We start from the raw sequence: 18,447 nt of genomic DNA, 5'->3' as shown, positions 1-18,447 counted from the left end.
TTGTGCGGCCACTAGCTTGGAGAGCAACTATGAATCTGAAGATCAGTGGACACCACCTCGAATTGACGCCTGCATTGCGAGAATACGTGATCACCAAACTCGACAGAGTGCTCCGTCATTTCGATCAAGTGATCGACGGCAATGTGGTCCTCTCGGTCGACAATCATAGAGAAAAGGACAAGCGACAAAAGGTTGAAATTAACCTGCATCTGAAGGGCAAGGACATTTTCATCGAAAGTTGTGACGTTGATATGTACGCGGCGATCGACCTGATGGTCGACAAGCTGGACCGGCAAGTCATCAAGCACAAGGACAAAATCCAGGGTCACGCCCACGAAGCCATGAAGTACCGCGCCGAGGCGCAAGAACTGGAAGCGCCGTCGCCGTGAACTGAGCCGGCCGGTGTCGAACGGTCGGTCGTCGCAATATCGTTTTCACGATGGCAATGATTCGAGGAATCATTCAAAATTTGTGAACCGACCCACGACATAGCGCAACCCTGGCACGAGCCGCCTGAATTCAGGCGGCTTTTTTGTTGCAAATCGGGGCCAACTCGTTGATTTCGGGAGAGTTTGGTAGCACTCAGATAGCGCTGGAAGAGATTGGCGCGCTGCACCATCGCGGGTTGCGCTGTCATATAATGGAGCGGTTATTATCGAATTTCACAACGGACTGCGCCGTTAGCGCGTTCCCTTCCAACATCGCCGTGAGCGCTTTTCGACCAGTCGCCACGATGAGGAGAATTCAGGCCACGCATCAGCCTGCCAACATGAATCGTTTAGCCAAATTCCTTCCCCTCGAAAACGTCGTCCTCGGACTGGCCGTCACCAGCAAGAAACGCGTATTCGAGCAAGCGGGGCTGATCTTCGAGAACCAGAACGGCATCGCCCGCAGCACCGTCACCGACAATCTTTTCGCGCGCGAGCGCCTCGGCTCGACCGGTCTCGGCGAAGGCGTCGCCATTCCTCACGGACGAATCAAGGGCCTGAAGCAACCGCTTGCCGCCTTCGTGCGCCTGGCGGAGCCGATCGCGTTCGAATCGCCCGACGGCCAGCCGGTGTCGCTGCTCATCTTCCTGCTCGTGCCCGAGCAGGCGACCCAGCAGCATCTTGAAATTCTGTCGGAGATCGCACAACTACTCTCCGACACACAGGCGCGCGAGCGTCTGAACAAGGAAGAAGATCGTGAAGCACTATATAAAGTGCTCACGCAGTGGCAGCCGTAAAACTAGCCCGGGAAGCACGCGTGGCGTGACAGAGCGGCCGGCCGCCGGCTCGCGCGGTCCGTGCTTCTGGGGCACAATCGGTTCAATGGAGCGGAACACGTTTGGCTCGGGCGCCGAGCCCGTCACCCCAAGTCCGCTCCCGGCTTCCAACGGAGTTCCGGTTCATGGATACGTCCAGCATCAACGCCCAGAGTATTTTCGATGACAATGCAGCCGCGCTGAAACTGAGCTGGCTCACGGGTCACGAAGGCTGGGAACGCGGCTTTTCGACCGAGACGGTCGCGAACGCGACATCGAGTGCCGATCTCGTCGGACACTTGAATCTGATTCACCCCAACCGTATCCAGGTACTCGGCGACGCCGAGATCACCTACTACCAGCGCCAGTCCGACGAAGATCGTTCACGCAACATGGCCGAACTGATCGCGCTCGAGCCGCCGTTTCTCGTGGTGGCGGGCGAAGTCGGCGCGCCGCCCGAGCTCGTCCTGCGCTGTACGCGCTCTTCCACGCCGCTTTTCACGACGCGCATGTCGGCGGCGGCGGTCATCGACAGTCTGCGGCTCTATATGTCGCGCATCCTGGCGCCGCGCGCCACGCTGCACGGCGTTTTCCTCGACATCCTCGGCATGGGCGTGCTGCTCACCGGAGACTCCGGCCTCGGCAAGAGCGAACTCGGCCTGGAACTGATCAGCCGGGGCCACGGCCTGGTCGCCGACGATGCCGTCGATTTCGTGCGCCTGGGTCCTGACTTCGTCGAAGGGCGGTGTCCGCCGCTGTTGCAGAATCTGCTTGAAGTTCGCGGCCTGGGCCTCCTCGACATCAAGACGATCTTCGGTGAAACCGCCGTGCGGCGGAAAATGAAGCTGAAGCTGATCGTGCAGCTCGTGCGCCGGCCGGACGGCGAATTCCAGCGCCTGCCGCTCGAAAGCCAGACCGTCGACGTGCTCGGCCTGCCGATCAGTAAGGTTACGATTCAAGTGGCGGCCGGCCGAAATCTCGCGGTGCTGGTCGAGGCGGCGGTGCGCAATACGATCCTGCAACTGCGCGGCATCGATACCTTGCGGGACTTCATGGACCGCCAGCGGCTGGCGATGCAGGACCCCGACAGCCAGTTCCCCGGCAAGCTGATCTGACGCACCGGGCGCGGCGCGGCGGCGATTCCGTGCACAATCGCAGGTGCTAAGATTAAGCGAACGAGTCGATATCCATGCGCATCATCCTGATCACCGGCATCTCCGGTTCCGGCAAGTCCGTCGCATTGAACGCCCTCGAAGACGGTGGCTACTACTGCGTCGACAACCTGCCGCCGCGTTTTCTGCCCGAACTCGCGCGGTATCTGGAAGGCGAAGGCCAGACGCGCCTCGCCGTCGCAATCGACGCGCGTTCCAGCATCTCGCTCGACGAAGTCCCCGCGATCATCGACGATCTCTCCCGCGCCTTCGACCTGCGCGTCCTGTTTCTCAACGCCAGCACGCAGTCGCTGATCCAGCGTTTTTCCGAGACGCGCCGCCGCCATCCCCTCTCGGGCTCGCCCGTGCACGACGCCGACGTCGGCCTCTTGACCTCGCTTGCCGAAGCCATCGAGCGCGAACGCGAACTCGTCGCCGGACTTGCTGAATTCGGACATCAGATCGACACGAGCAATCTGCGCGCGAACGTGCTGCGCGCGTGGGTGAAGAGCTTCATCGAGCAGGAAGCGGCCGGGCTCACGCTGATGTTCGAGTCGTTCGGATTCAAGCGCGGCGTGCCGCTCGACGCTGATTTCGTTTTCGATGTGCGCACGCTGCCGAACCCGTACTACGATCGTGAATTGCGGCCGCTGACGGGGCTCGACCAGCCGGTCATCGAATATTTGTCGGCGCAGCCGATGGTGCACCAGATGATCGACGACATCGGCACCTTCATCGGCAAGTGGCTGCCGCAGTTTCGCGACGACAACCGCAGCTATCTCACGGTTGCGATCGGTTGCACGGGCGGGCAGCATCGCTCGGTTTTCATCGCCCAGGCGCTCGCCGCGCGCTTCGGCGACAAGGCGAATGTGATCGTGCGGCATCGCGACGCGCCCATCGCGGTCGATGGCAGCGCGGCGCCCACGCCAACCTGATCGCCGGCGCGGCGATCAAAACCGGAGGCGCGCGATGTCTTCCAATCCCATTCTCGCCGACTTGCCGCTGTTCCCGCTGCACACCGTGCTGTTCCCCGGCGGTCTCCTGCCGCTCAAGATCTTCGAAGCGCGCTATCTCGATATGGCACGCGAGTGCCTGCGTGAAAAGACGCCGTTCGGCGTCTGTCTCCTGAAAAGCGGTAACGAGATTGCGTCGCCGGGCGATCCGTCGGTGCCGGAAAGCGTCGGCTGCCTCGCGGAAATCACAGAATGCGATGTCGATACCTTCGGCCTGCTGCTCGTGCAGGCGCGCGGGACGGAGCGTTTTCGTCTGTTGTCGCATCGAGTCGAGCCGAGCAATCTGATCGTCGGGATGGCGGAAACGATCGGCGAGGATCAGCCGCTACAGGGCGTGGAAGCGCTCGCGAAGTTCGGTGCATGTGCGGAAGTGCTGGAGCGGATCATCGATACGATCAAAGCGCGCGACCCTCAGAATCTTCCGTTCGCAGAGCCCTTTCTCTTCGACGATCCGACGTGGGTCTCAAATCGCCTCTCCGAAATTCTGCCGATTCCGATGCGCGCGCGACAAAAGCTCATGGAATTAGACGACGCATCGGCGCGTATCGACGTCGTGCATCACTACATGCAGCACCATCAGTTGCTCTAGATCAGCGAGCCTTGCAAGCTGTCGAGCAGCTTGCGCACCGGCGCGGGCAGCCCGAACGAATCGATGTCCGCGAGCGGCGCCCAGACGGTTTCGGCGTCCGCAGCCTGAATCAGCCGGCCCTGCGATTCTCCAAGACGCGGCTCGATATCCAGCTTGAAATGCGTGAAAGTGTGTGTGAGCGGCGACAGGCGCTGCAACGCATCCGCGCCTCCGAAACTATGCGCGACGGCCGCGAGCGCGTCTTCATCGGCGGCTTCGGGCAGGCTCCAGAGGCCGCCCCAAATGCCCGTCGGCGGACGTTTTTCGAGCAGAACGGTGTCGCCTGACTTCAATACCAGCATCCACGTCTTGCGCGTCGGCACCGTTTTTTTGGGGCGCGCTGCCGGTAGTTCACGCTGGCGCCCGGTCACGTTTGCCACGCAATCGGCTGCAAACGGGCAGCGTGCGCAATCCGGCTTCCCGCGCACGCAAAGCGTCGCACCAAGATCCATCAAGCCCTGCGTGTACGCCGTGACGTCGTCCTTGAGCGCGGCCTCAGGCAATAGCGACTCGGCGAGCGTCCACATCGTGTTCTCCACGCGCTTTTCGCCCGGAAAGCCGTCGATGCCGAACACGCGCGCCAGCACGCGCTTCACGTTACCGTCGAGGATCGTCGCGCGCACCCCGAACGCGAACGACGCGATCGCCGCCGCCGTCGAGCGCCCAATGCCCGGCAATTCTGCGAGTTCATCGACCGTTTGTGGGAAATGACCGCCGTACTCCGCCGATACGACCTGCGCGCATCGATGCAGATTCCGCGCGCGTGAGTAGTAGCCGAGGCCGGCCCAGAGCGCCATCACGTCGTCGAGCGGCGCGGCGGCGAGAGCGTTCACATCGGGGAAACGGGCGAGAAAACGCCCGTAGTACGGAATCACCGTCGACACCTGCGTCTGCTGCAGCATGATTTCCGACAGCCAAATCCAATACGGATCGCGTGTGTTTTGCCACGGCAGGTCGTGCCGGCCGTGGACGCGTTGCCACGCGACCAGGCGCGTGGAGAAATCAGCGAGTGCGAGCATCGGAGAAATTAGCGTTGGCAGCGCGGACAAAAATACGTCGAGCGCTGACCTTGAACGATTTGTTTGATCGCCGTGCCGCAGACGTGGCACGGCAGGCCGGCGCGATCATAGACGAAATAGTCGAGCTGGAAATAACCCGCCTCGCCGTTGCTGCCGACAAAATCGCGCAACGTGCTGCCGCCCTTCTCGATCGCCGCGGCGAGCGTCGTGCGCACGGCATCCGCAAGCAGGTCGTAGCGCACGAGCGAGACGCGGCCGGCGGCGGTCGTCGGCCGGATGCCGGCGCGAAACAGGCTCTCCGACGCATAAATATTGCCGACGCCGACGACGATTTCCCCCGCGAGCAGCGCCTGCTTCACCGATACCTTGCGCCCCCGCGTGCGTCGAAACAGCAGCGCGCCCGAGAATTCCGACGTGAACGGCTCGACGCCGAGACCCGCGAGCAGCGGATGATCGAGCACGTCGCCGTCCTCGCGCGCATGCCAGAGCACTGCGCCAAAACGTCGCGGATCGCGGAATCGGAGGATGAATTCGTCGAAGATCAGATCGATGTGATCGTGCTTGGCGGCGTCCGGCGGGCGCGGCACGTTGCGCAATACGCGCAGCGTTCCCGTCATGCCGAGATGCACGATCAGCCACCCTTCGGCCGTCTCGAAAAGCAGATATTTGCCGCGCCGCTCGACTTTCTCAATTTTTAGAGACCCAAGCGTCTTCGCGAGATGCGGCGGAATCGGCCAACGCAGCGTAGGCGTGCGCACTTCGACGCGTTCGACGCGCCTCCCCGTCACATACGGTTCGATACCGCGGCGCGTGACTTCTACTTCGGGCAACTCTGGCATTGTTTCGTTGGTCTGCAACTTGCTGGGCGAAGTGCCCGCTTTGTGCCTGTATTGTAGCGACCGCGTTACAATCGACTGAAACATCGACTGGAATTCCATGAACTTGTTCGTCACGAAGCTGTTCTCCAAGCGGACGGCCGCGCTCGCGGATGGCGGGACGCCGTTTACGCGCATCGCAGGCGCCGTCGCGCTCGCGGTTGTTGCCTTCGCTTTCGTGCCCGCCTGCGCGCAGAATCCGCCGCAGTCGCAGGCACAGAATCAAACCCCCGCTCCCGCCCCCGACGATCAGGCCGTCAGCGCCGCCGACCTGCTGACCGCGCCGACGACCGCGAAGGAATCGCAGGACCTGCCCGGCATCGCGCTCTCAAGCCAGATCGTGTTCCAGGTGCTGGCCGCCGAAGTAGCGCTACAGCGTGGCCAGCCCGCGCCCGCGTATCAGACCTATCTCTCGCTCGCCCGCGACACGCACGACCCGCGTTTCGCCCAACGCGCGACGGAAATCGCGATCGGCGCGCAGAGTCCGAACGACGCTTTGACCGCCGTTCAGTTGTGGCAGCAGTTCGCGCCGCATTCGGATCGCGCGGCGCAATTGAGCGCGTCGCTCCTGATCGTGTCCGGCAAGCCCGACGACGCCAAGCCGATCCTCGAACGCGAACTCGCGAAGGTGCCCGAAGCACAGCGCGCCGACGCCATCCTTTCGCTGCAGTCGCTGCTGTCGCGCGGGCCGAACCGCGTCGGCGGGCTGAACGTGCTGAAGGACCTGACGAAGAACGACTTGCAGCGCCCCGAGACGCAGCTCGCGATCGCGCGCCAGCAACTTCTCGCCGACGATCAACCGGGCGCGAAGGCATCGCTCGAAAAGGCGCTGCAGCTGAAGCCCGACTACCTGCCCGCCGCCCTGACGCTCGCGCGCATGGGGCCGGAGGAGCGCAAGGAAGGCATCGCGTCGTTTGAGAAATACGTCGAGAAAAATCCGAAGTCGCACGACGCGCGGCTCGCGCTCGCGCAGTTGTATCTGTCGTCCGACCGGCTCGACGATGCGCAGAAGCAGTTCGAAATCATGCGCAAGAACGATCCGAAGGACCTGACGCCGCTGATGGCGCTCGCCCTGATCAACATCCAGAAAAAGCAGTTGGACAAGGCGCAGGACTATCTGAATCAGTACGCGAAGACCGCCGAAAGCACGCCCGGCGCCGATCCCGGGCAGGCTTATATTTATCTCGCGCAGTTGTCGCTGGAACAGAAGAACGACGCCGCCGCGAGCCAGTGGCTCGACAAGATTCCGCACACGAGCCAGCAGTATCTGCCCGCGCAGATCACGCGCGCGCAGTTGCTGGCGAAGCAGGGCAAGGTCGATGAAGCGCGCCAGTTGCTCGCGAATCTCCAGAGCTCCGATCCGCGCGACATCGCTCAGCTCGCACGCACCGACGCCGCGCTGCTTTTCGAGGCGAAGCGTTATACGGAAGCCGAGGCGAATCTGGCGAAGGCTTCGGCCGCGTTCCCGGACGACCCCGATCTCGCCTACGACTACGCGATGGCTGCCGAAAAGAACGGCCATTACGACGTCATGGAAGCGCAGTTGCGCAACCTGATGCGCACGCAGCCGGACAATCCGCAGGCGTACAACGCACTCGGCTATTCGCTGGTCGACCGGAACCAGCGGATCGACGAAGCGGTGAAGCTGATCGAGAAGGCAGTCTCGCTTGCGCCAAACGACGCGTTCATCATGGACAGCCTCGGCTGGGCCAAATACCGCCAGGGCAATTCGACGGAGGCCGCGAAGATCCTGAAACAGGCGTACGAACTGCAGCCGAACGCCGAAATCGGCGCGCATCTCGGCGAAGTGCAGTGGAAGTCGGGCCAGCAGGATCAGGCACGCGCGACGTGGCGGCAGGCGCAAAAGCTTGAACCGGATAACGACACGCTCGTCAAAACGCTCAAACGACTCCAGGTGAACGATCTTTGATGGCATTCAATTTTTTCGCCGGCGCGCCGCTTCGCCGCGGCGCGCTCGCGCTGACGGCCGCGTCCGCCGTCCTGCTCTCCGCCTGCGCGACCAAGCCGAACGTCCCGAACACGACGAACGCCGCGACCTCGATCACGGCACAGACGAGCCGCGCGTATCACGGACGTTTCGCCGTCCAGTACAACGATCAGTACGGCCAGCAACGCAACGCATACGGCAACTTCGACTGGCAGGAAACGGGCGATACCGTCACGCTGCAATTGCGTAATCCGCTCGGTCAGACGTTGGCGATCGTGACGTCGTCGCCTTCATCGGCGACGCTGGAATTGCCGAATCGCCAACCGCTGAACGCCGAAAACGTCTCCGGACTGATGCAAAGCACGCTCGGCTTCGCGCTGCCGGTCGAAGGGTTGCGGTACTGGCTGCAGCCGTCGGCGGCGCCTACCTCGCGCGCCACGACGACGATGGATGCGTCGTCCAACAACGGGTATCTGAAGGAAATCAAACAGGACGGCTGGACGATCGACTACCTGGCCTACGCCGACGCGCCCGCTACGGGCGTCAAGCGCGTGAACCTCACGCGCAACGATCCGCCGCTCGACATCAAGCTCGTGATCGATCAGTAACCTGGACCTGGTTCAACGCATGTCCTCTCCGAACGAATCGCTCCGCGACTGCCTCGCGCCCGCGAAGCTGAATCTCTTCCTGCACATCACCGGCCGTCGTCCGGACGGCTATCACGCGCTGCAGACAGTATTCCAGCTCCTCGACTGGGGCGATACGCTCCACTTCGCGCGTCGCGACGACGGCACCATCACGCGCAAGACGGACGTACCGGGTGTGCCCGAAGCCAGCGACCTCGTCGTGCGTGCCGCGCGCCTGTTGCAAACGCATACGGGAAGCAAATACGGCGTCGAGATCGAAATCCACAAGCGGCTTCCGATGGGCGCGGGCCTCGGCGGAGGCAGTTCTGACGCGGCAACGACACTTTTGGCGTTGAATCGACTCTGGGGCGTTGACCTGCCGCGCGCGAAGCTGCAAAATCTCGCCCTGCAACTCGGCGCGGACGTGCCGTTTTTTGTTTTCGGGCAGAATGCATTTGCAGAGGGAGTGGGCGAAGCACTTCAGGCAGTCGAACTGCCGAAACGCTGGTTTCTGGTGGTGACTCCTGCGGTCCATGTCCCAACCGCTGAGATTTTTTCTGAGAAAGCGTTGACAAGGGACTCAAAAGTCCTCACAATGACGGACTTTCTTGCACAACATAGTTCTGACACAGATTGGCCCGAAAGCTTCGGCCGAAATGACATGCAGGCAGTTGTCGCAAAAAAGTACGCGGAAGTTGCGATGGTGCTCGAGTGGTTTTCGAATCTTGCACCGGCGCGAATGACCGGATCTGGAGCAAGCGTGTTTGCTGCGTTTCATAGCAGAGCCGAAGCGGAGATGGTACAAGCCAAACTCCCGGCAAGCTGGAAAAGCAAAGTAACAGGCAGCCTGGATTCTCATCCTCTCTTCACTTTCGCGTCATAAGGTTTTGTTTTGTCGGGTCGTCCTACACTCCCCGGCAAGACTCAAAGTTAGTGTAGGGGAGTCGCCAAGTTGGTCAAGGCACCGGATTTTGATTCCGGCATGCGAGGGTTCGAGTCCTTCCTCCCCTGCCATAATTTCTCGCGTTTTTCCTCTCGCCCCCAGCCCGAACAGGTGCACGATGAGCAGTGACGGCCTGATGGTTTTTACTGGCAACGCAAATCCCGCGCTTGCACAGGAAGTCGTCAAAATTCTTGGAATTCCTCTCGGCAAAGCGATGGTCAGCCGTTTCTCCGACGGCGAAATCATGGTCGAGATTCAGGAAAACGTCCGAGGCAAGGACGCGTTCGTTTTGCAGTCCACCTGCGCCCCGACGAACGACAACCTGATGGAACTGATGATCATGGTCGATGCGCTCAAGCGTGCGTCCGCTGGCCGGATCACCGCAGCCATCCCCTATTTTGGTTATGCGCGTCAGGATCGCCGGCCGCGTTCGGCGCGAGTCGCCATCTCGGCGAAGGTCGTGGCGAACATGCTGGAAATCGCCGGCGTCGATCGCGTCATTACGATGGATCTGCACGCCGACCAGATTCAAGGCTTCTTCGACATCCCGGTCGACAACATCTACGCAACGCCCGTGCTGCTCGGCGACTTGCGCAAGCAGAGTCACGAAGATCTGCTGGTGGTGTCGCCGGACGTGGGCGGCGTGGTCCGCGCCCGAGCACTGGCGAAGCAACTGAACACCGATCTCGCGATCATCGACAAGCGTCGCCCGAAGGCGAACGTCGCTGAAGTGATGAACATCATCGGTGAAGTGGAAGGCCGCACGTGCGTGATCATGGACGACATGGTCGACACCGCCGGCACGCTCTGCAAGGCAGCACAGGTTTTGAAGCAACGCGGCGCGAAGCAGGTTTTTGCGTACGCAACGCACCCGGTTCTCTCGGGCGGCGCGGGCGAACGGATCGCGGCATCGGAACTCGACGAACTCGTCGTCACCGATACGATTCCGCTCTCCGCCGAATCGCTGGCATGCAAGAAAATCCGCCTGCTGTCGAGCGCGGGCCTCCTCGCTGAGACCTTCTCGCGAATCCGGCGCGGCGACTCGGTGATGTCGCTTTTCGCCGAAAGTTGAAAGAATTGGCACTGACGCGAAGCTCCAGCTTCGCGTTTTTGCGTGATCGGCGCGAACGGACGAAGGTTCGTGCCGTTGCTCTTGGGGCTGTCACTTAACGAATAGCCCCGTTTTCACTGCCTGGTCGCGGGCAGCTTATGGAGTTGAATCATGAAAGTAGTCGCTTTCGAGCGTAATTTGCAAGGTACGGGTGCGAGCCGCCGCCTGCGTAACTCGGGCAAGACCCCGGGCATCGTATATGGCGCCGACAAAGACGTACAACTGGTCGAACTCGACCACAACGCCCTTTGGCACGCGCTGAAGAAAGAAGTGTTCCATTCGTCGATTCTCGACCTGGAAGTGGGCGGCAAGCCGCAGCAGGTTCTCCTGCGCGACGTGCAATACCACCCGTTCAAGCAGATGGTTCTGCACGTGGACTTCCAGCGCGTCGATTCGAAGAAGAAGCTGCACACCAAGGTGCCGCTGCACTTCTTGAATCAGGAATCGAATCCGGCCGTCAAGCTGTCGGGCGCCGTGATCTCGCACGTGATCAACGAACTCGAAGTCGAATGCCTGCCGGGCGACCTGCCGGAATTCATCGAAGTCGATCTGGCGAACATCGAAGCCGGTCAGACGATGCACGCCAAGGACATCACGCTGCCCAAGGGCGTCGCGCTCGTCGCTCACCTCGAAGCGGAAAATCCGGTCCTCGCCTCGGCGACGATCCCGGCCGCCGTGGTGTCGGATGCATCGGCTGGCGGTGCTGCAGCAGGCGAAGGCGAAACGCCCGCAGCGTAAGTTTTCGCTGAGAAAAGCCTATCCTCTCGAACCGTTCGCAAGAACGGGACGACGTGACCCGCCGGTGCTCGCGCTCCGGCGGGTTTTTTTTCGCACCATTTCAGGCGGGCGCTTCGCTCGCGACGACTCGACATGATCAAGCTGATCGTCGGCCTCGGCAATCCGGGCGCCGAATACACCGCCACGCGACACAACGCCGGCTTCTGGTTCGTCGACCAGTTCGCCCGCGACGCCGGCGCCACCCTGCGCGATGAACGGCGTTTCCACGGTCACTACGGCAAGGGGCGTCTGAACGGGCACGAAGTCCATCTGCTCGAACCGCAGACGTTCATGAACCGCTCGGGGCAATCGGTCGTCGCGGTGGCGCAGTTTTTCAAGATTCTGCCCGACGAAATTCTCGTCGCGCACGATGAGCTCGATCTGCCGCCCGGCACCGTCAAGATGAAGCTCGGCGGCGGCAGCGGCGGGCACAACGGCCTCAAGGATATTTCCGCGCATCTGTCGTCGCAGCAGTATTGGCGTTTGCGGATCGGGATCGGGCATCCGCGCGATCTGATTCCCGAAGGTTCGCGCGCGGGCGCGAAGCCGGATGTCGCCAATTTCGTGCTCAAGCCGCCGCGCCGCGAGGAGCAGGAACCGATCGACCAGTCGATCGAGCGCGCGCTCGCAGTGATGCCGTTCGTCGTTGCGGGCGAGACCGAGCGCGCAGTGATGAACCTGCATCGCAATTCCTGACACCTAATTCGGAGCCGCACGTGAGCCGTTTCTGGAGCGACATCGTTCATCGACTGACGCCGTATGTGCCGGGCGAGCAGTCCGCGATGGCGCATCCCATCAAGCTCAACACGAACGAAAATCCGTTTCCGCCGTCGCCGCTCGTCGTAAAGGCGATTCGGCGCGAGCTGGGTGATACCGGCGAGACGCTGCGCAAGTATCCCGATCCGACCGCCCGCGCGCTGTGCGAGACGGTCGCGGCACATCACGGGCTGCGCATCGAGCAGGTGTTCGCGGGTAACGGTTCCGATGAAGTGCTCGCGCACGTGTTCCAGGCGCTGTTGAAGCACGACAAGCCCATCCGTTTCCCCGATGTCACCTACAGCTTCTATCCGGTCTACGCTCAGTTGTACGGCGTGGCGTTCGAGGCGATCCCGCTGAATGCGGAGTTCGGCATCGATATCGACGACTATCGGGCGGACGGTGGTGCCGTGCTCTTTCCGAATCCGAACGCGCCGACGGGTCGCGCGTTGTCGCTCGCCGAGATCGAAGCGTTGCTGAAGGCGAATCCCGATTCACCGGTCGTGATCGATGAAGCGTATGTCGATTTCGGTGCGGAATCGGCGGTGAAGCTGATCGATACGTATCCGAATCTGCTCGTCGTGCAGACGTTGTCGAAAGCGCGCTCGCTCGCGGGAATGCGCGTGGGTTTCGCATTCGGCAATGCCGCGCTGATCGAGGCACTTACCCGCGTGAAGGACAGCTTCAACTCGTATCCGCTCGATCGGCTGGCGCAAGCGGCGGGGATCGCAGCTTATGAAGACGACGCGTGGTTCCGCGAAAGCTGCGCGAAGGTGATCGCAAGTCGCGATCGTCTGACGAGCGAGTTGCAGATTTTAGGTTTCGAAGTCGTGCCGTCGGCGGCGAATTTCGTGTTCGCGCGTCATCCAGCGCACGACGCAGCGACGCTCTCCGCATCGCTGAGAGAGAGGGAGATTTTTGTACGGCACTTCAAGTTGCCGCGCATCGACCAGCATTTGCGCATTTCCATCGGCACTGATGCCGAATGTGATGCGCTCATCGGCGCTTTACGTGGACTGATCGTCAGCTAAAAGAGGCTTATTGGCTCTTGGCAGCCATCAGCGCGTGATACTTCTGCATCAACTGATCCGGAGACTCGACATGCGCCGGATCGCGCGGAATACATTCGACCGGGCACACCTGCTGGCATTGCGGCTCGTCGAAATGGCCGACGCATTCGGTGCACTTCTTCGGGTCGATGACATAGATGTCGGTGCCCATCGAAATGGCGTCGTTAGGGCACTCGGGCTCGCAGACGTCGCAGTTGATGCACTCGTCGGTGATGATCAAAGACATGCTTTACTCTCAATAAGCGACACCAAGCCCGCTATGTGAACAACGGTCCCGCGCTCAAGGCGCAGCGGTGTCCCGCGCGATCGGGCCGACCTTGTCGATGAGGCGCTTTTCGACCGACGGAAATACGAACTTGCTGACATCGCCGCCCAATTGCGCGATTTCACGCACGATCGTGCCCGAAATGAATTGATACTGATCAGACGGCGTCATGAACATTGTTTCCACGTCGGGCAGCAAATAACGGTTCATTCCCGCCATCTGAAACTCGTACTCGAAATCGGAGACGGCCCGCAAGCCGCGCACGATCACGCGCGCGTTGTTCTTCCTCACGAAATCCTTCAATAGCCCTTTGAAGCTCATCACCTGCACGTTCGGATAGTGTCCGAGCACGTCGTGGGCGATGTCGAGGCGCTCCTGAAGATCGAAAAACGGCTTTTTGGCGCGGCTGTCGGCGACACCTACGACCAGCGTATCGAAGATGCTCGACGCGCGCCGCACGAGGTCTTCATGTCCGCGCGTCAGCGGGTCGAACGTTCCCGGGTACACGGCGACTACCATGGGGCTTCTCCTCTTATGGTGACATTGGGCCGCCCGGCCGCATCGGCTAGCGCAGCCCGGCGGGTCGCCCGGTCAAGAGCCCGGTGCGTTATTTTTGGAACGCGCATTATTCCTCATTTTCGCGCCGCAGCAAATGATAGCGGACCGTGCCCGCCTTGCCTTCCCGGACGATCCGCCAGCCTTCGAGCGCTGCGTACGCGGCGACCTCGAGCGCCTCGCCGGATTCGACGTAAAGCGCGCCGCCGGGCGTGACAAGCGGCGCCGCGAGCGCGATCGCGCGTTCGAGCATCGGCTGGTCGGCGAACGGCGGATCGAGGAAGACGACGTCGAACGAATTCGGTGTGAGACTCGCGGCGAGCCGCAACGCGTCCGCTTCGACGATTTCGATGTTCTTCGCCGCGAGTCGCGTCTGGTTCGCCTTCAATTGCGCGACCGCGCGGCCGCTGCGTTCGACCATCAGCACCCGTTCCGCCCCGCGCGATGCCGCCTCGAAGCCGAGCGCCCCGCTGCCAGCGAACAGATCGAGACAGCGCTGGCCGTCCAGTTCCTGGCCGAGCCAGTTGAAGAGCGTTTCGCGCACGCGATCAGGCGTCGGGCGCAGGCCGTCGAGATCGAGCACGGGCAGCGGCGTGCGCTTCCAGTCGCCGCCGATGATGCGGATCGAATGCGGCTTGCCGCCGCGCGAAGGCGTCGGCTCGCGGACTTTGGCGGGCTCGCGGACCTTGGGCGATTCGCGGCCGGGCCGGGCTGACAAAAGCGAACGTGTGATGGACGAACGGGACATGTGAGAGCGATTAGGGATGCGCGAGGGCGCCGGACGCCAACGCGAAAAGATGAAAGCCAACGTTACCACAGGCGTGCGCCTTGCCACCAACGGGCAGCGACCGCCATAGGCATCGCCTGATAAAATACGCGCCTTCCGCGCTTTCGCTCGCTGCCCGGCTGTCCCGACGCCGGGAATGCGGCAGTATCCGAAGAACGCGCGCATCACCCACCAGTGCAGACCATGTTCAGCTTCTTCAAACGATTCAAGAAACCGACCGAAGGCGATACGCCGGCTGAAGTTCAGGCGGAAGAAGCCGCCGAAGTCGACGCGCCGGACGAGCCGCTGCGCCACGCGACGACGCCCGTCACGCCCGCGCAGCCGGTCGAGCCGCCTGTCGCTCCGGTTGAAGCGACGTCGCCCGCGCCCGAGCAAAAGACCGCCGAACCGCAGCCTTACTGGCAAGGCCGCACGCCGTCGCAATGGAAGCGCGAGCCGCTCGCCGAAGAGCTGAACGAAGTGATCCCGCCGCCCGCGCCGGACGCGAGCGCCAAAAAATCGTGGATTTCGCGGCTGAAGCACGGTTTGTCGAAGACGAGTACGAGTCTGACCGGCATTTTCGTCGGCGCGAAGATCGACGAGGATCTTTACGAGGAGCTCGAAACGGCCCTTCTGATGTCCGACGCGGGCGTCGATGCCACCGAATTCCTGCTCGAAGCTCTGCGCGAAAAGGTGCGCACCGAGCGTCTAAGCGATGCGATGCAGGTCAAGAACGCGCTGCGCGACCTGCTCGTCGAGTTGCTGGAGCCGCTCGAAAAGTCGCTGATGCTCGGCCGCGCGCAGCCGCTCGTCATGATGATCACGGGCGTGAACGGCGCGGGCAAGACGACCAGCATCGGCAAGCTCGCAAAGCATCTGCAGCGGTTCGACCAGTCGGTGCTGCTCGCCGCCGGCGACACGTTCCGCGCCGCCGCGCGCGAGCAACTCACCGTCTGGGGCGAGCGCAACAACGTGACAGTGATGTCGCAGGAAAGCGGCGACGCGGCTGCCGTGATCTTCGATGCCGTCGGCGCGGCGCGCGCGCGCAAGATCGACGTGATGATGGCCGACACCGCCGGCCGCCTGCCGACGCAGTTGCACCTGATGGAAGAGCTGCGCAAGGTGCGCCGCGTGATCGCGAAGGCGATGCCGGATGCGCCGCACGAAGTCCTGCTCGTGATCGACGCCAATACGGGGCAGAACGCGCTCGCGCAGGTCAAAGCGTTCGACGACGCGCTCGGCCTCACCGGGTTGATCGTGACGAAGCTCGACGGCACGGCGAAGGGCGGCATTCTTGCGGCGATCGCGCGTCAGCGGCCGATTCCGGTGTATTTCATCGGCGTCGGCGAGAAGGTGGAGGACTTGCAGCCGTTCAGCGCTGCGGAATTCGCCGACGCGCTGCTTGGCTGAGGACTGATTGCCATCGCAAAAAAGGCGTCCCGCGGGACGCCTTTTTTGCTTTGCTGAAGCCGCAACGCTCAGTGCGAAAACACCAGCGCCGCCGCGATCCACCACATCACGCAGCCGACGATCACATCCAGCACGCGCCACGCAATATCCTTTTCGAACCACGGCTGCAGCAGACGCGCGCCGTAGCCGAGCGTCGTGAACCACACGATCGACGCGCACATCGCCCCCGCCGCGAACCACGCGTTGCGCGGCCATCCATAACGCGCGCCGATGCCGCCGAGCAGCACGACAGTATCGAGATAAACGTGTGGATTGAGCAGCGACAGCGCAAGCACCGTCGATGCCGCGCCGATCGCCGTCTGCGTTTCGCCGTCGGAGGCGTCGAGGTGGCCGGGACCGCGCCACGCCGCGAGAAACGCCCGCGCGCCGTACAGGAACACGAAAATCGCGCCGGCCCATCGGATCACGTCGAGCAGGAACGGCGCCCGCGAAATCAGCGCGCCCATCCCGCCGATGCCGAGGCCGATCAAAAGCACGTCGATCGACGCGCAGATCGCGACGACCAGCCCGACGTACCTGCGCTTCAATCCCTGCTTCAACACAAACGCGTTTTGCGCGCCGATCGCGATGATCAGACTGGCGCCGAGCCCGGCGCCGGACAGAAAACTCGATAGATAGGGAAACGTCATTCAGCGTCGGGTTGTTGCGCGGGCGCGGCGCGTTGGAAGGCATCGATCTCGCCGGCGTGATCGGCGATGCGCTCGATCGTCGGGAAGCGGCTCATGTCGATCTTGAAACGCCGCGCGTTGAAAACCTGCGGCACGAGGCAGAGATCGGCGACGGTCGGGGCATCGCCGAAACAAAGCGCGCCGACGCGCCGGTCGGACGCAAGTCGCTTTTCCAGCGACTCGAAGCCCGCCTCGACCCAGTGCGCGTACCAGGCGTCCTTGACGTCGTCGGGCGTTTTCACTTGATGCTTCAGGTACTTGAGCACGCGCAGGTTGTCGAGTGGATGGATTTCACACGCCACCTGCAGTGCGATCGAGCGCACGAACGCGCGATCGACCGGTGCGCGCGGCAGGAGCGGCGGCTCGGGATGCGTTTCCTCCAGATATTCGATGATCGCAAGCGATTGGTTGAGAACGTCGTCGCCGTCTATCAGCGTCGGGACGATGCCGTCCGGATTCAGCTCGCGATATTCCGGCTTGAGTTGCTGGCCGCCGTCACGCAGCAGGTGAACGGGCGCGTACTCGTAGTCGAGCCCTTTCAGGTTCAGCGCGATGCGCACGCGGTATGCGGCGGAACTGCGGAAATAGCTGTACAGCTTCAATTTTTGTCTCCCTGTCGGCGAGGGTTAGCGCTGTCGGCCGGAGTTTGCGCTTTGGCGCTTGCTCCGGCCCCATGCGCTTACTCTGGTCCCATGCAAAGTAGTTGCGCCGTTCTTCGCGAAGCTCACACCACCCGCACCGCAAACTCCCCGATCCCATCCACGCCGCCCTTCATCAAATCGCCCTTAACAACCGCGCCGACGCCTTCCGGCGTGCCGGTGAAAATCAAATCACCTGGGAAAAGCTCGAAAAGCGTCGACAGATAAGCGATCGTCTCGCCCACCGACCAGATCAGTTGCGAAACATCCGAGCGCTGCTTTTCCTCACCATTGACCGTCAGCCAGATCGCGCTCTTTTCGAGATGCCCGATCTTCGCCACCGGATGAATCGGCCCGAGCGGCGCGGAATGGTCGAAGCCCTTCGCGGTATCCCACGGACGGCCGAGTTTTTTCGCTTCAGCCTGGAGATCGCGGCGCGTCATGTCCAGACCGAGTGCGTAGCCGTACACGTAGTCGAGCGCCTTGTCGGCGGGAATGTCGCGGCCCTGCTTGCCGATCGCCGCGACCAGTTCCATCTCGAAATGCACGTTCTTCGATTGCGTCGGGTATTCGAACTCACCAGTCGCGCCCGGTGCGACGTATAGAACCGCATCGGCGGGCTTGCTGAAGAAGAACGGCGGTTCGCGGTCGGGATCGTGGCCCATTTCGCGCGCGTGCGCTTCGTAGTTGCGGCCGACGCAGTAGATGCGGCGCACCGGAAACCGCTCATCCGACCCGACGACGGGCACCGCAACCACCGGTGCCGGAGTGACAACGTAACTCATCCCGCTCTCCTTTCATGATTGGTCGTGCGGCCCGCGTGACCAAGCGAAGCCGGCAAGGCAAAGAGTGTAACTTGGCCGCGCCGCGCTTGCGTGGCGGGCGTCTGCGGCCGATATCACCGTAAGCGGAATGCAAAGCAGCC

General features: G+C 62.3%; 21 protein-coding genes and 1 tRNA gene. 14 read left to right on the top strand and 8 right to left on the bottom strand.

Annotated elements, in window-relative coordinates; translation table 11 throughout:
- The first annotated feature begins 29 nt into the window (after positions 1-29).
- The 5 genes from hpf to AWB67_RS08725 all read left to right on the top strand — a co-directional run bounded on the left by hpf (position 30) and on the right by AWB67_RS08725 (position 3,996).
- Positions 30-389, top strand: coding sequence for a ribosome hibernation-promoting factor, HPF/YfiA family (hpf, locus tag AWB67_RS08745; protein ID WP_087655840.1), 360 nt, complete (start codon positions 30-32; stop codon positions 387-389).
- 380 nt (positions 390-769) lie between these two features.
- Entirely contained in the window at positions 770-1,225 is a 456-nt protein-coding gene (gene ptsN, locus AWB67_RS08740; protein ID WP_087655839.1) for a PTS IIA-like nitrogen regulatory protein PtsN, read from the top strand.
- A gap of 164 nt (positions 1,226-1,389) precedes the next feature.
- Positions 1,390-2,358 carry an HPr(Ser) kinase/phosphatase gene (gene hprK / locus AWB67_RS08735; RefSeq protein ID WP_087655838.1) on the top strand — a complete coding sequence of 323 codons (969 nt, stop codon included), beginning with the start codon at positions 1,390-1,392 and terminating at the stop codon, positions 2,356-2,358.
- A 74-nt stretch (positions 2,359-2,432) separates the two neighbouring features.
- Complete coding sequence (gene rapZ / locus AWB67_RS08730; RefSeq protein WP_087655837.1) at positions 2,433-3,329, top strand: RNase adapter RapZ; 897 nt, start codon at positions 2,433-2,435, stop codon at positions 3,327-3,329.
- A 34-nt stretch (positions 3,330-3,363) separates the two neighbouring features.
- Positions 3,364-3,996, top strand: coding sequence for an LON peptidase substrate-binding domain-containing protein (locus tag AWB67_RS08725; protein WP_087655836.1), 633 nt, complete (start codon positions 3,364-3,366; stop codon positions 3,994-3,996).
- Here the strand turns inward: AWB67_RS08725 and mutY are convergent.
- Positions 3,993-5,054, bottom strand: coding sequence for an A/G-specific adenine glycosylase (gene mutY / locus AWB67_RS08720; RefSeq protein ID WP_087655835.1), 1,062 nt, complete (start codon positions 5,052-5,054; stop codon positions 3,993-3,995). The two genes, AWB67_RS08725 and mutY, sit on opposite strands and share 4 nt — an antisense overlap.
- Positions 5,055-5,062: 8 nt before the next feature.
- Entirely contained in the window at positions 5,063-5,893 is an 831-nt protein-coding gene (mutM, locus tag AWB67_RS08715) for a bifunctional DNA-formamidopyrimidine glycosylase/DNA-(apurinic or apyrimidinic site) lyase (protein ID WP_087655930.1), read from the bottom strand.
- A 97-nt stretch (positions 5,894-5,990) separates the two neighbouring features.
- Here mutM and AWB67_RS08710 point away from each other — a divergent pair, with 97 nt between their 5' ends.
- From AWB67_RS08710 to hisC, 8 genes are all read left to right on the top strand, one after another.
- Entirely contained in the window at positions 5,991-7,859 is a 1,869-nt protein-coding gene (locus tag AWB67_RS08710; protein ID WP_087655834.1) for a tetratricopeptide repeat protein, read from the top strand.
- Positions 7,859-8,485, top strand: a complete 627-nt coding sequence (lolB, locus tag AWB67_RS08705; RefSeq protein WP_087655833.1) for a lipoprotein insertase outer membrane protein LolB — start codon at positions 7,859-7,861, stop codon at positions 8,483-8,485. Before AWB67_RS08710 ends, lolB begins: the two co-directional genes overlap by 1 nt.
- A 19-nt stretch (positions 8,486-8,504) precedes the next feature.
- Positions 8,505-9,386, top strand: coding sequence for a 4-(cytidine 5'-diphospho)-2-C-methyl-D-erythritol kinase (gene ispE, locus AWB67_RS08700; protein ID WP_087655832.1), 882 nt, complete (start codon positions 8,505-8,507; stop codon positions 9,384-9,386).
- 54 nt (positions 9,387-9,440) lie between these two features.
- Positions 9,441-9,517, top strand: a tRNA-Gln gene (locus AWB67_RS08695).
- Positions 9,518-9,564: 47 nt separating this feature from the next.
- Positions 9,565-10,518, top strand: coding sequence for a ribose-phosphate pyrophosphokinase (locus tag AWB67_RS08690; RefSeq protein ID WP_087655831.1), 954 nt, complete (start codon positions 9,565-9,567; stop codon positions 10,516-10,518).
- Positions 10,519-10,668: 150 nt separating this feature from the next.
- On the top strand, positions 10,669-11,295 hold the full coding sequence (locus AWB67_RS08685; protein ID WP_087655830.1) for a 50S ribosomal protein L25/general stress protein Ctc: 627 nt from the start codon (positions 10,669-10,671) through the stop codon (positions 11,293-11,295).
- 132 nt (positions 11,296-11,427) lie between these two features.
- A complete protein-coding gene (gene pth, locus AWB67_RS08680; protein WP_087655829.1) occupies positions 11,428-12,030 on the top strand; it encodes an aminoacyl-tRNA hydrolase in 603 nt (200 codons plus the stop codon).
- Between the two features lie 20 nt (positions 12,031-12,050).
- Positions 12,051-13,121 (top strand): histidinol-phosphate transaminase, encoded by a 1,071-nt coding sequence (hisC, locus tag AWB67_RS08675; RefSeq protein WP_087655828.1) that lies wholly within the window; start codon positions 12,051-12,053, stop codon positions 13,119-13,121.
- A 7-nt stretch (positions 13,122-13,128) separates the two neighbouring features.
- On the opposite strand, the gene AWB67_RS08670 is transcribed toward hisC, so the two are convergent.
- The 3 genes from AWB67_RS08670 to rsmD form a co-directional block, all read right to left on the bottom strand.
- Positions 13,129-13,386: a YfhL family 4Fe-4S dicluster ferredoxin gene (locus tag AWB67_RS08670; RefSeq protein ID WP_087655827.1), complete on the bottom strand. Its 258-nt coding sequence runs from the start codon at positions 13,384-13,386 to the stop codon at positions 13,129-13,131.
- A gap of 54 nt (positions 13,387-13,440) precedes the next feature.
- Complete coding sequence (gene coaD / locus AWB67_RS08665) at positions 13,441-13,944, bottom strand: pantetheine-phosphate adenylyltransferase (RefSeq protein ID WP_087655826.1); 504 nt, start codon at positions 13,942-13,944, stop codon at positions 13,441-13,443.
- 106 nt (positions 13,945-14,050) lie between these two features.
- Positions 14,051-14,728, bottom strand: coding sequence for a 16S rRNA (guanine(966)-N(2))-methyltransferase RsmD (rsmD, locus tag AWB67_RS08660; RefSeq protein WP_087655825.1), 678 nt, complete (start codon positions 14,726-14,728; stop codon positions 14,051-14,053).
- A 222-nt stretch (positions 14,729-14,950) separates the two neighbouring features.
- Between rsmD and ftsY the strand changes: the two genes are divergently transcribed.
- Entirely contained in the window at positions 14,951-16,156 is a 1,206-nt protein-coding gene (ftsY, locus tag AWB67_RS08655) for a signal recognition particle-docking protein FtsY (protein ID WP_087655824.1), read from the top strand.
- A gap of 68 nt (positions 16,157-16,224) precedes the next feature.
- Here the strand turns inward: ftsY and AWB67_RS08650 are convergent, their stop codons facing one another.
- The 3 genes from AWB67_RS08650 to AWB67_RS08640 form a co-directional block, all read right to left on the bottom strand.
- The gene (locus AWB67_RS08650) at positions 16,225-16,845 is read right to left on the bottom strand and encodes a LysE/ArgO family amino acid transporter (protein ID WP_087655823.1); all 621 of its coding nucleotides are present in this window, start codon (positions 16,843-16,845) and stop codon (positions 16,225-16,227) included.
- Positions 16,842-17,486 carry a maleylacetoacetate isomerase gene (maiA, locus tag AWB67_RS08645; RefSeq protein WP_087655822.1) on the bottom strand — a complete coding sequence of 215 codons (645 nt, stop codon included), beginning with the start codon at positions 17,484-17,486 and terminating at the stop codon, positions 16,842-16,844. Before maiA ends, AWB67_RS08650 begins: the two co-directional genes overlap by 4 nt.
- Before the next feature lie 122 nt (positions 17,487-17,608).
- Complete coding sequence (locus AWB67_RS08640; protein ID WP_087655821.1) at positions 17,609-18,307, bottom strand: fumarylacetoacetate hydrolase family protein; 699 nt, start codon at positions 18,305-18,307, stop codon at positions 17,609-17,611.
- Positions 18,308-18,447: the final 140 nt, after the last annotated feature.

Source organism: Caballeronia terrestris, assembly GCF_001544515.1.
GTDB lineage: Bacteria > Pseudomonadota > Gammaproteobacteria > Burkholderiales > Burkholderiaceae > Caballeronia > Caballeronia terrestris.
The sequence above is the reverse complement of the archived record's forward strand: the minus strand, read 5'-3'. Positions and strand labels throughout refer to the sequence as shown.

Coding starts and splice junctions, on each gene's coding strand:
- hpf (WP_087655840.1), top strand. CDS start 30: ATGAATCTGAAGATCAGTGGACACCACCTCGAATTGACGCCTGCATTG.
- ptsN (WP_087655839.1), top strand. CDS start 770: ATGAATCGTTTAGCCAAATTCCTTCCCCTCGAAAACGTCGTCCTCGGA.
- hprK (WP_087655838.1), top strand. CDS start 1,390: ATGGATACGTCCAGCATCAACGCCCAGAGTATTTTCGATGACAATGCA.
- rapZ (WP_087655837.1), top strand. CDS start 2,433: ATGCGCATCATCCTGATCACCGGCATCTCCGGTTCCGGCAAGTCCGTC.
- AWB67_RS08725 (WP_087655836.1), top strand. CDS start 3,364: ATGTCTTCCAATCCCATTCTCGCCGACTTGCCGCTGTTCCCGCTGCAC.
- mutY (WP_087655835.1), bottom strand. CDS start 5,054: ATGCTCGCACTCGCTGATTTCTCCACGCGCCTGGTCGCGTGGCAACGC.
- mutM (WP_087655930.1), bottom strand. CDS start 5,893: ATGCCAGAGTTGCCCGAAGTAGAAGTCACGCGCCGCGGTATCGAACCG.
- AWB67_RS08710 (WP_087655834.1), top strand. CDS start 5,991: ATGAACTTGTTCGTCACGAAGCTGTTCTCCAAGCGGACGGCCGCGCTC.
- lolB (WP_087655833.1), top strand. CDS start 7,859: ATGGCATTCAATTTTTTCGCCGGCGCGCCGCTTCGCCGCGGCGCGCTC.
- ispE (WP_087655832.1), top strand. CDS start 8,505: ATGTCCTCTCCGAACGAATCGCTCCGCGACTGCCTCGCGCCCGCGAAG.
- AWB67_RS08690 (WP_087655831.1), top strand. CDS start 9,565: ATGAGCAGTGACGGCCTGATGGTTTTTACTGGCAACGCAAATCCCGCG.
- AWB67_RS08685 (WP_087655830.1), top strand. CDS start 10,669: ATGAAAGTAGTCGCTTTCGAGCGTAATTTGCAAGGTACGGGTGCGAGC.
- pth (WP_087655829.1), top strand. CDS start 11,428: ATGATCAAGCTGATCGTCGGCCTCGGCAATCCGGGCGCCGAATACACC.
- AWB67_RS08670 (WP_087655827.1), bottom strand. CDS start 13,386: ATGTCTTTGATCATCACCGACGAGTGCATCAACTGCGACGTCTGCGAG.
- coaD (WP_087655826.1), bottom strand. CDS start 13,944: ATGGTAGTCGCCGTGTACCCGGGAACGTTCGACCCGCTGACGCGCGGA.
- rsmD (WP_087655825.1), bottom strand. CDS start 14,728: ATGTCCCGTTCGTCCATCACACGTTCGCTTTTGTCAGCCCGGCCCGGC.
- ftsY (WP_087655824.1), top strand. CDS start 14,951: ATGTTCAGCTTCTTCAAACGATTCAAGAAACCGACCGAAGGCGATACG.
- AWB67_RS08650 (WP_087655823.1), bottom strand. CDS start 16,845: ATGACGTTTCCCTATCTATCGAGTTTTCTGTCCGGCGCCGGGCTCGGC.
- AWB67_RS08640 (WP_087655821.1), bottom strand. CDS start 18,307: ATGAGTTACGTTGTCACTCCGGCACCGGTGGTTGCGGTGCCCGTCGTC.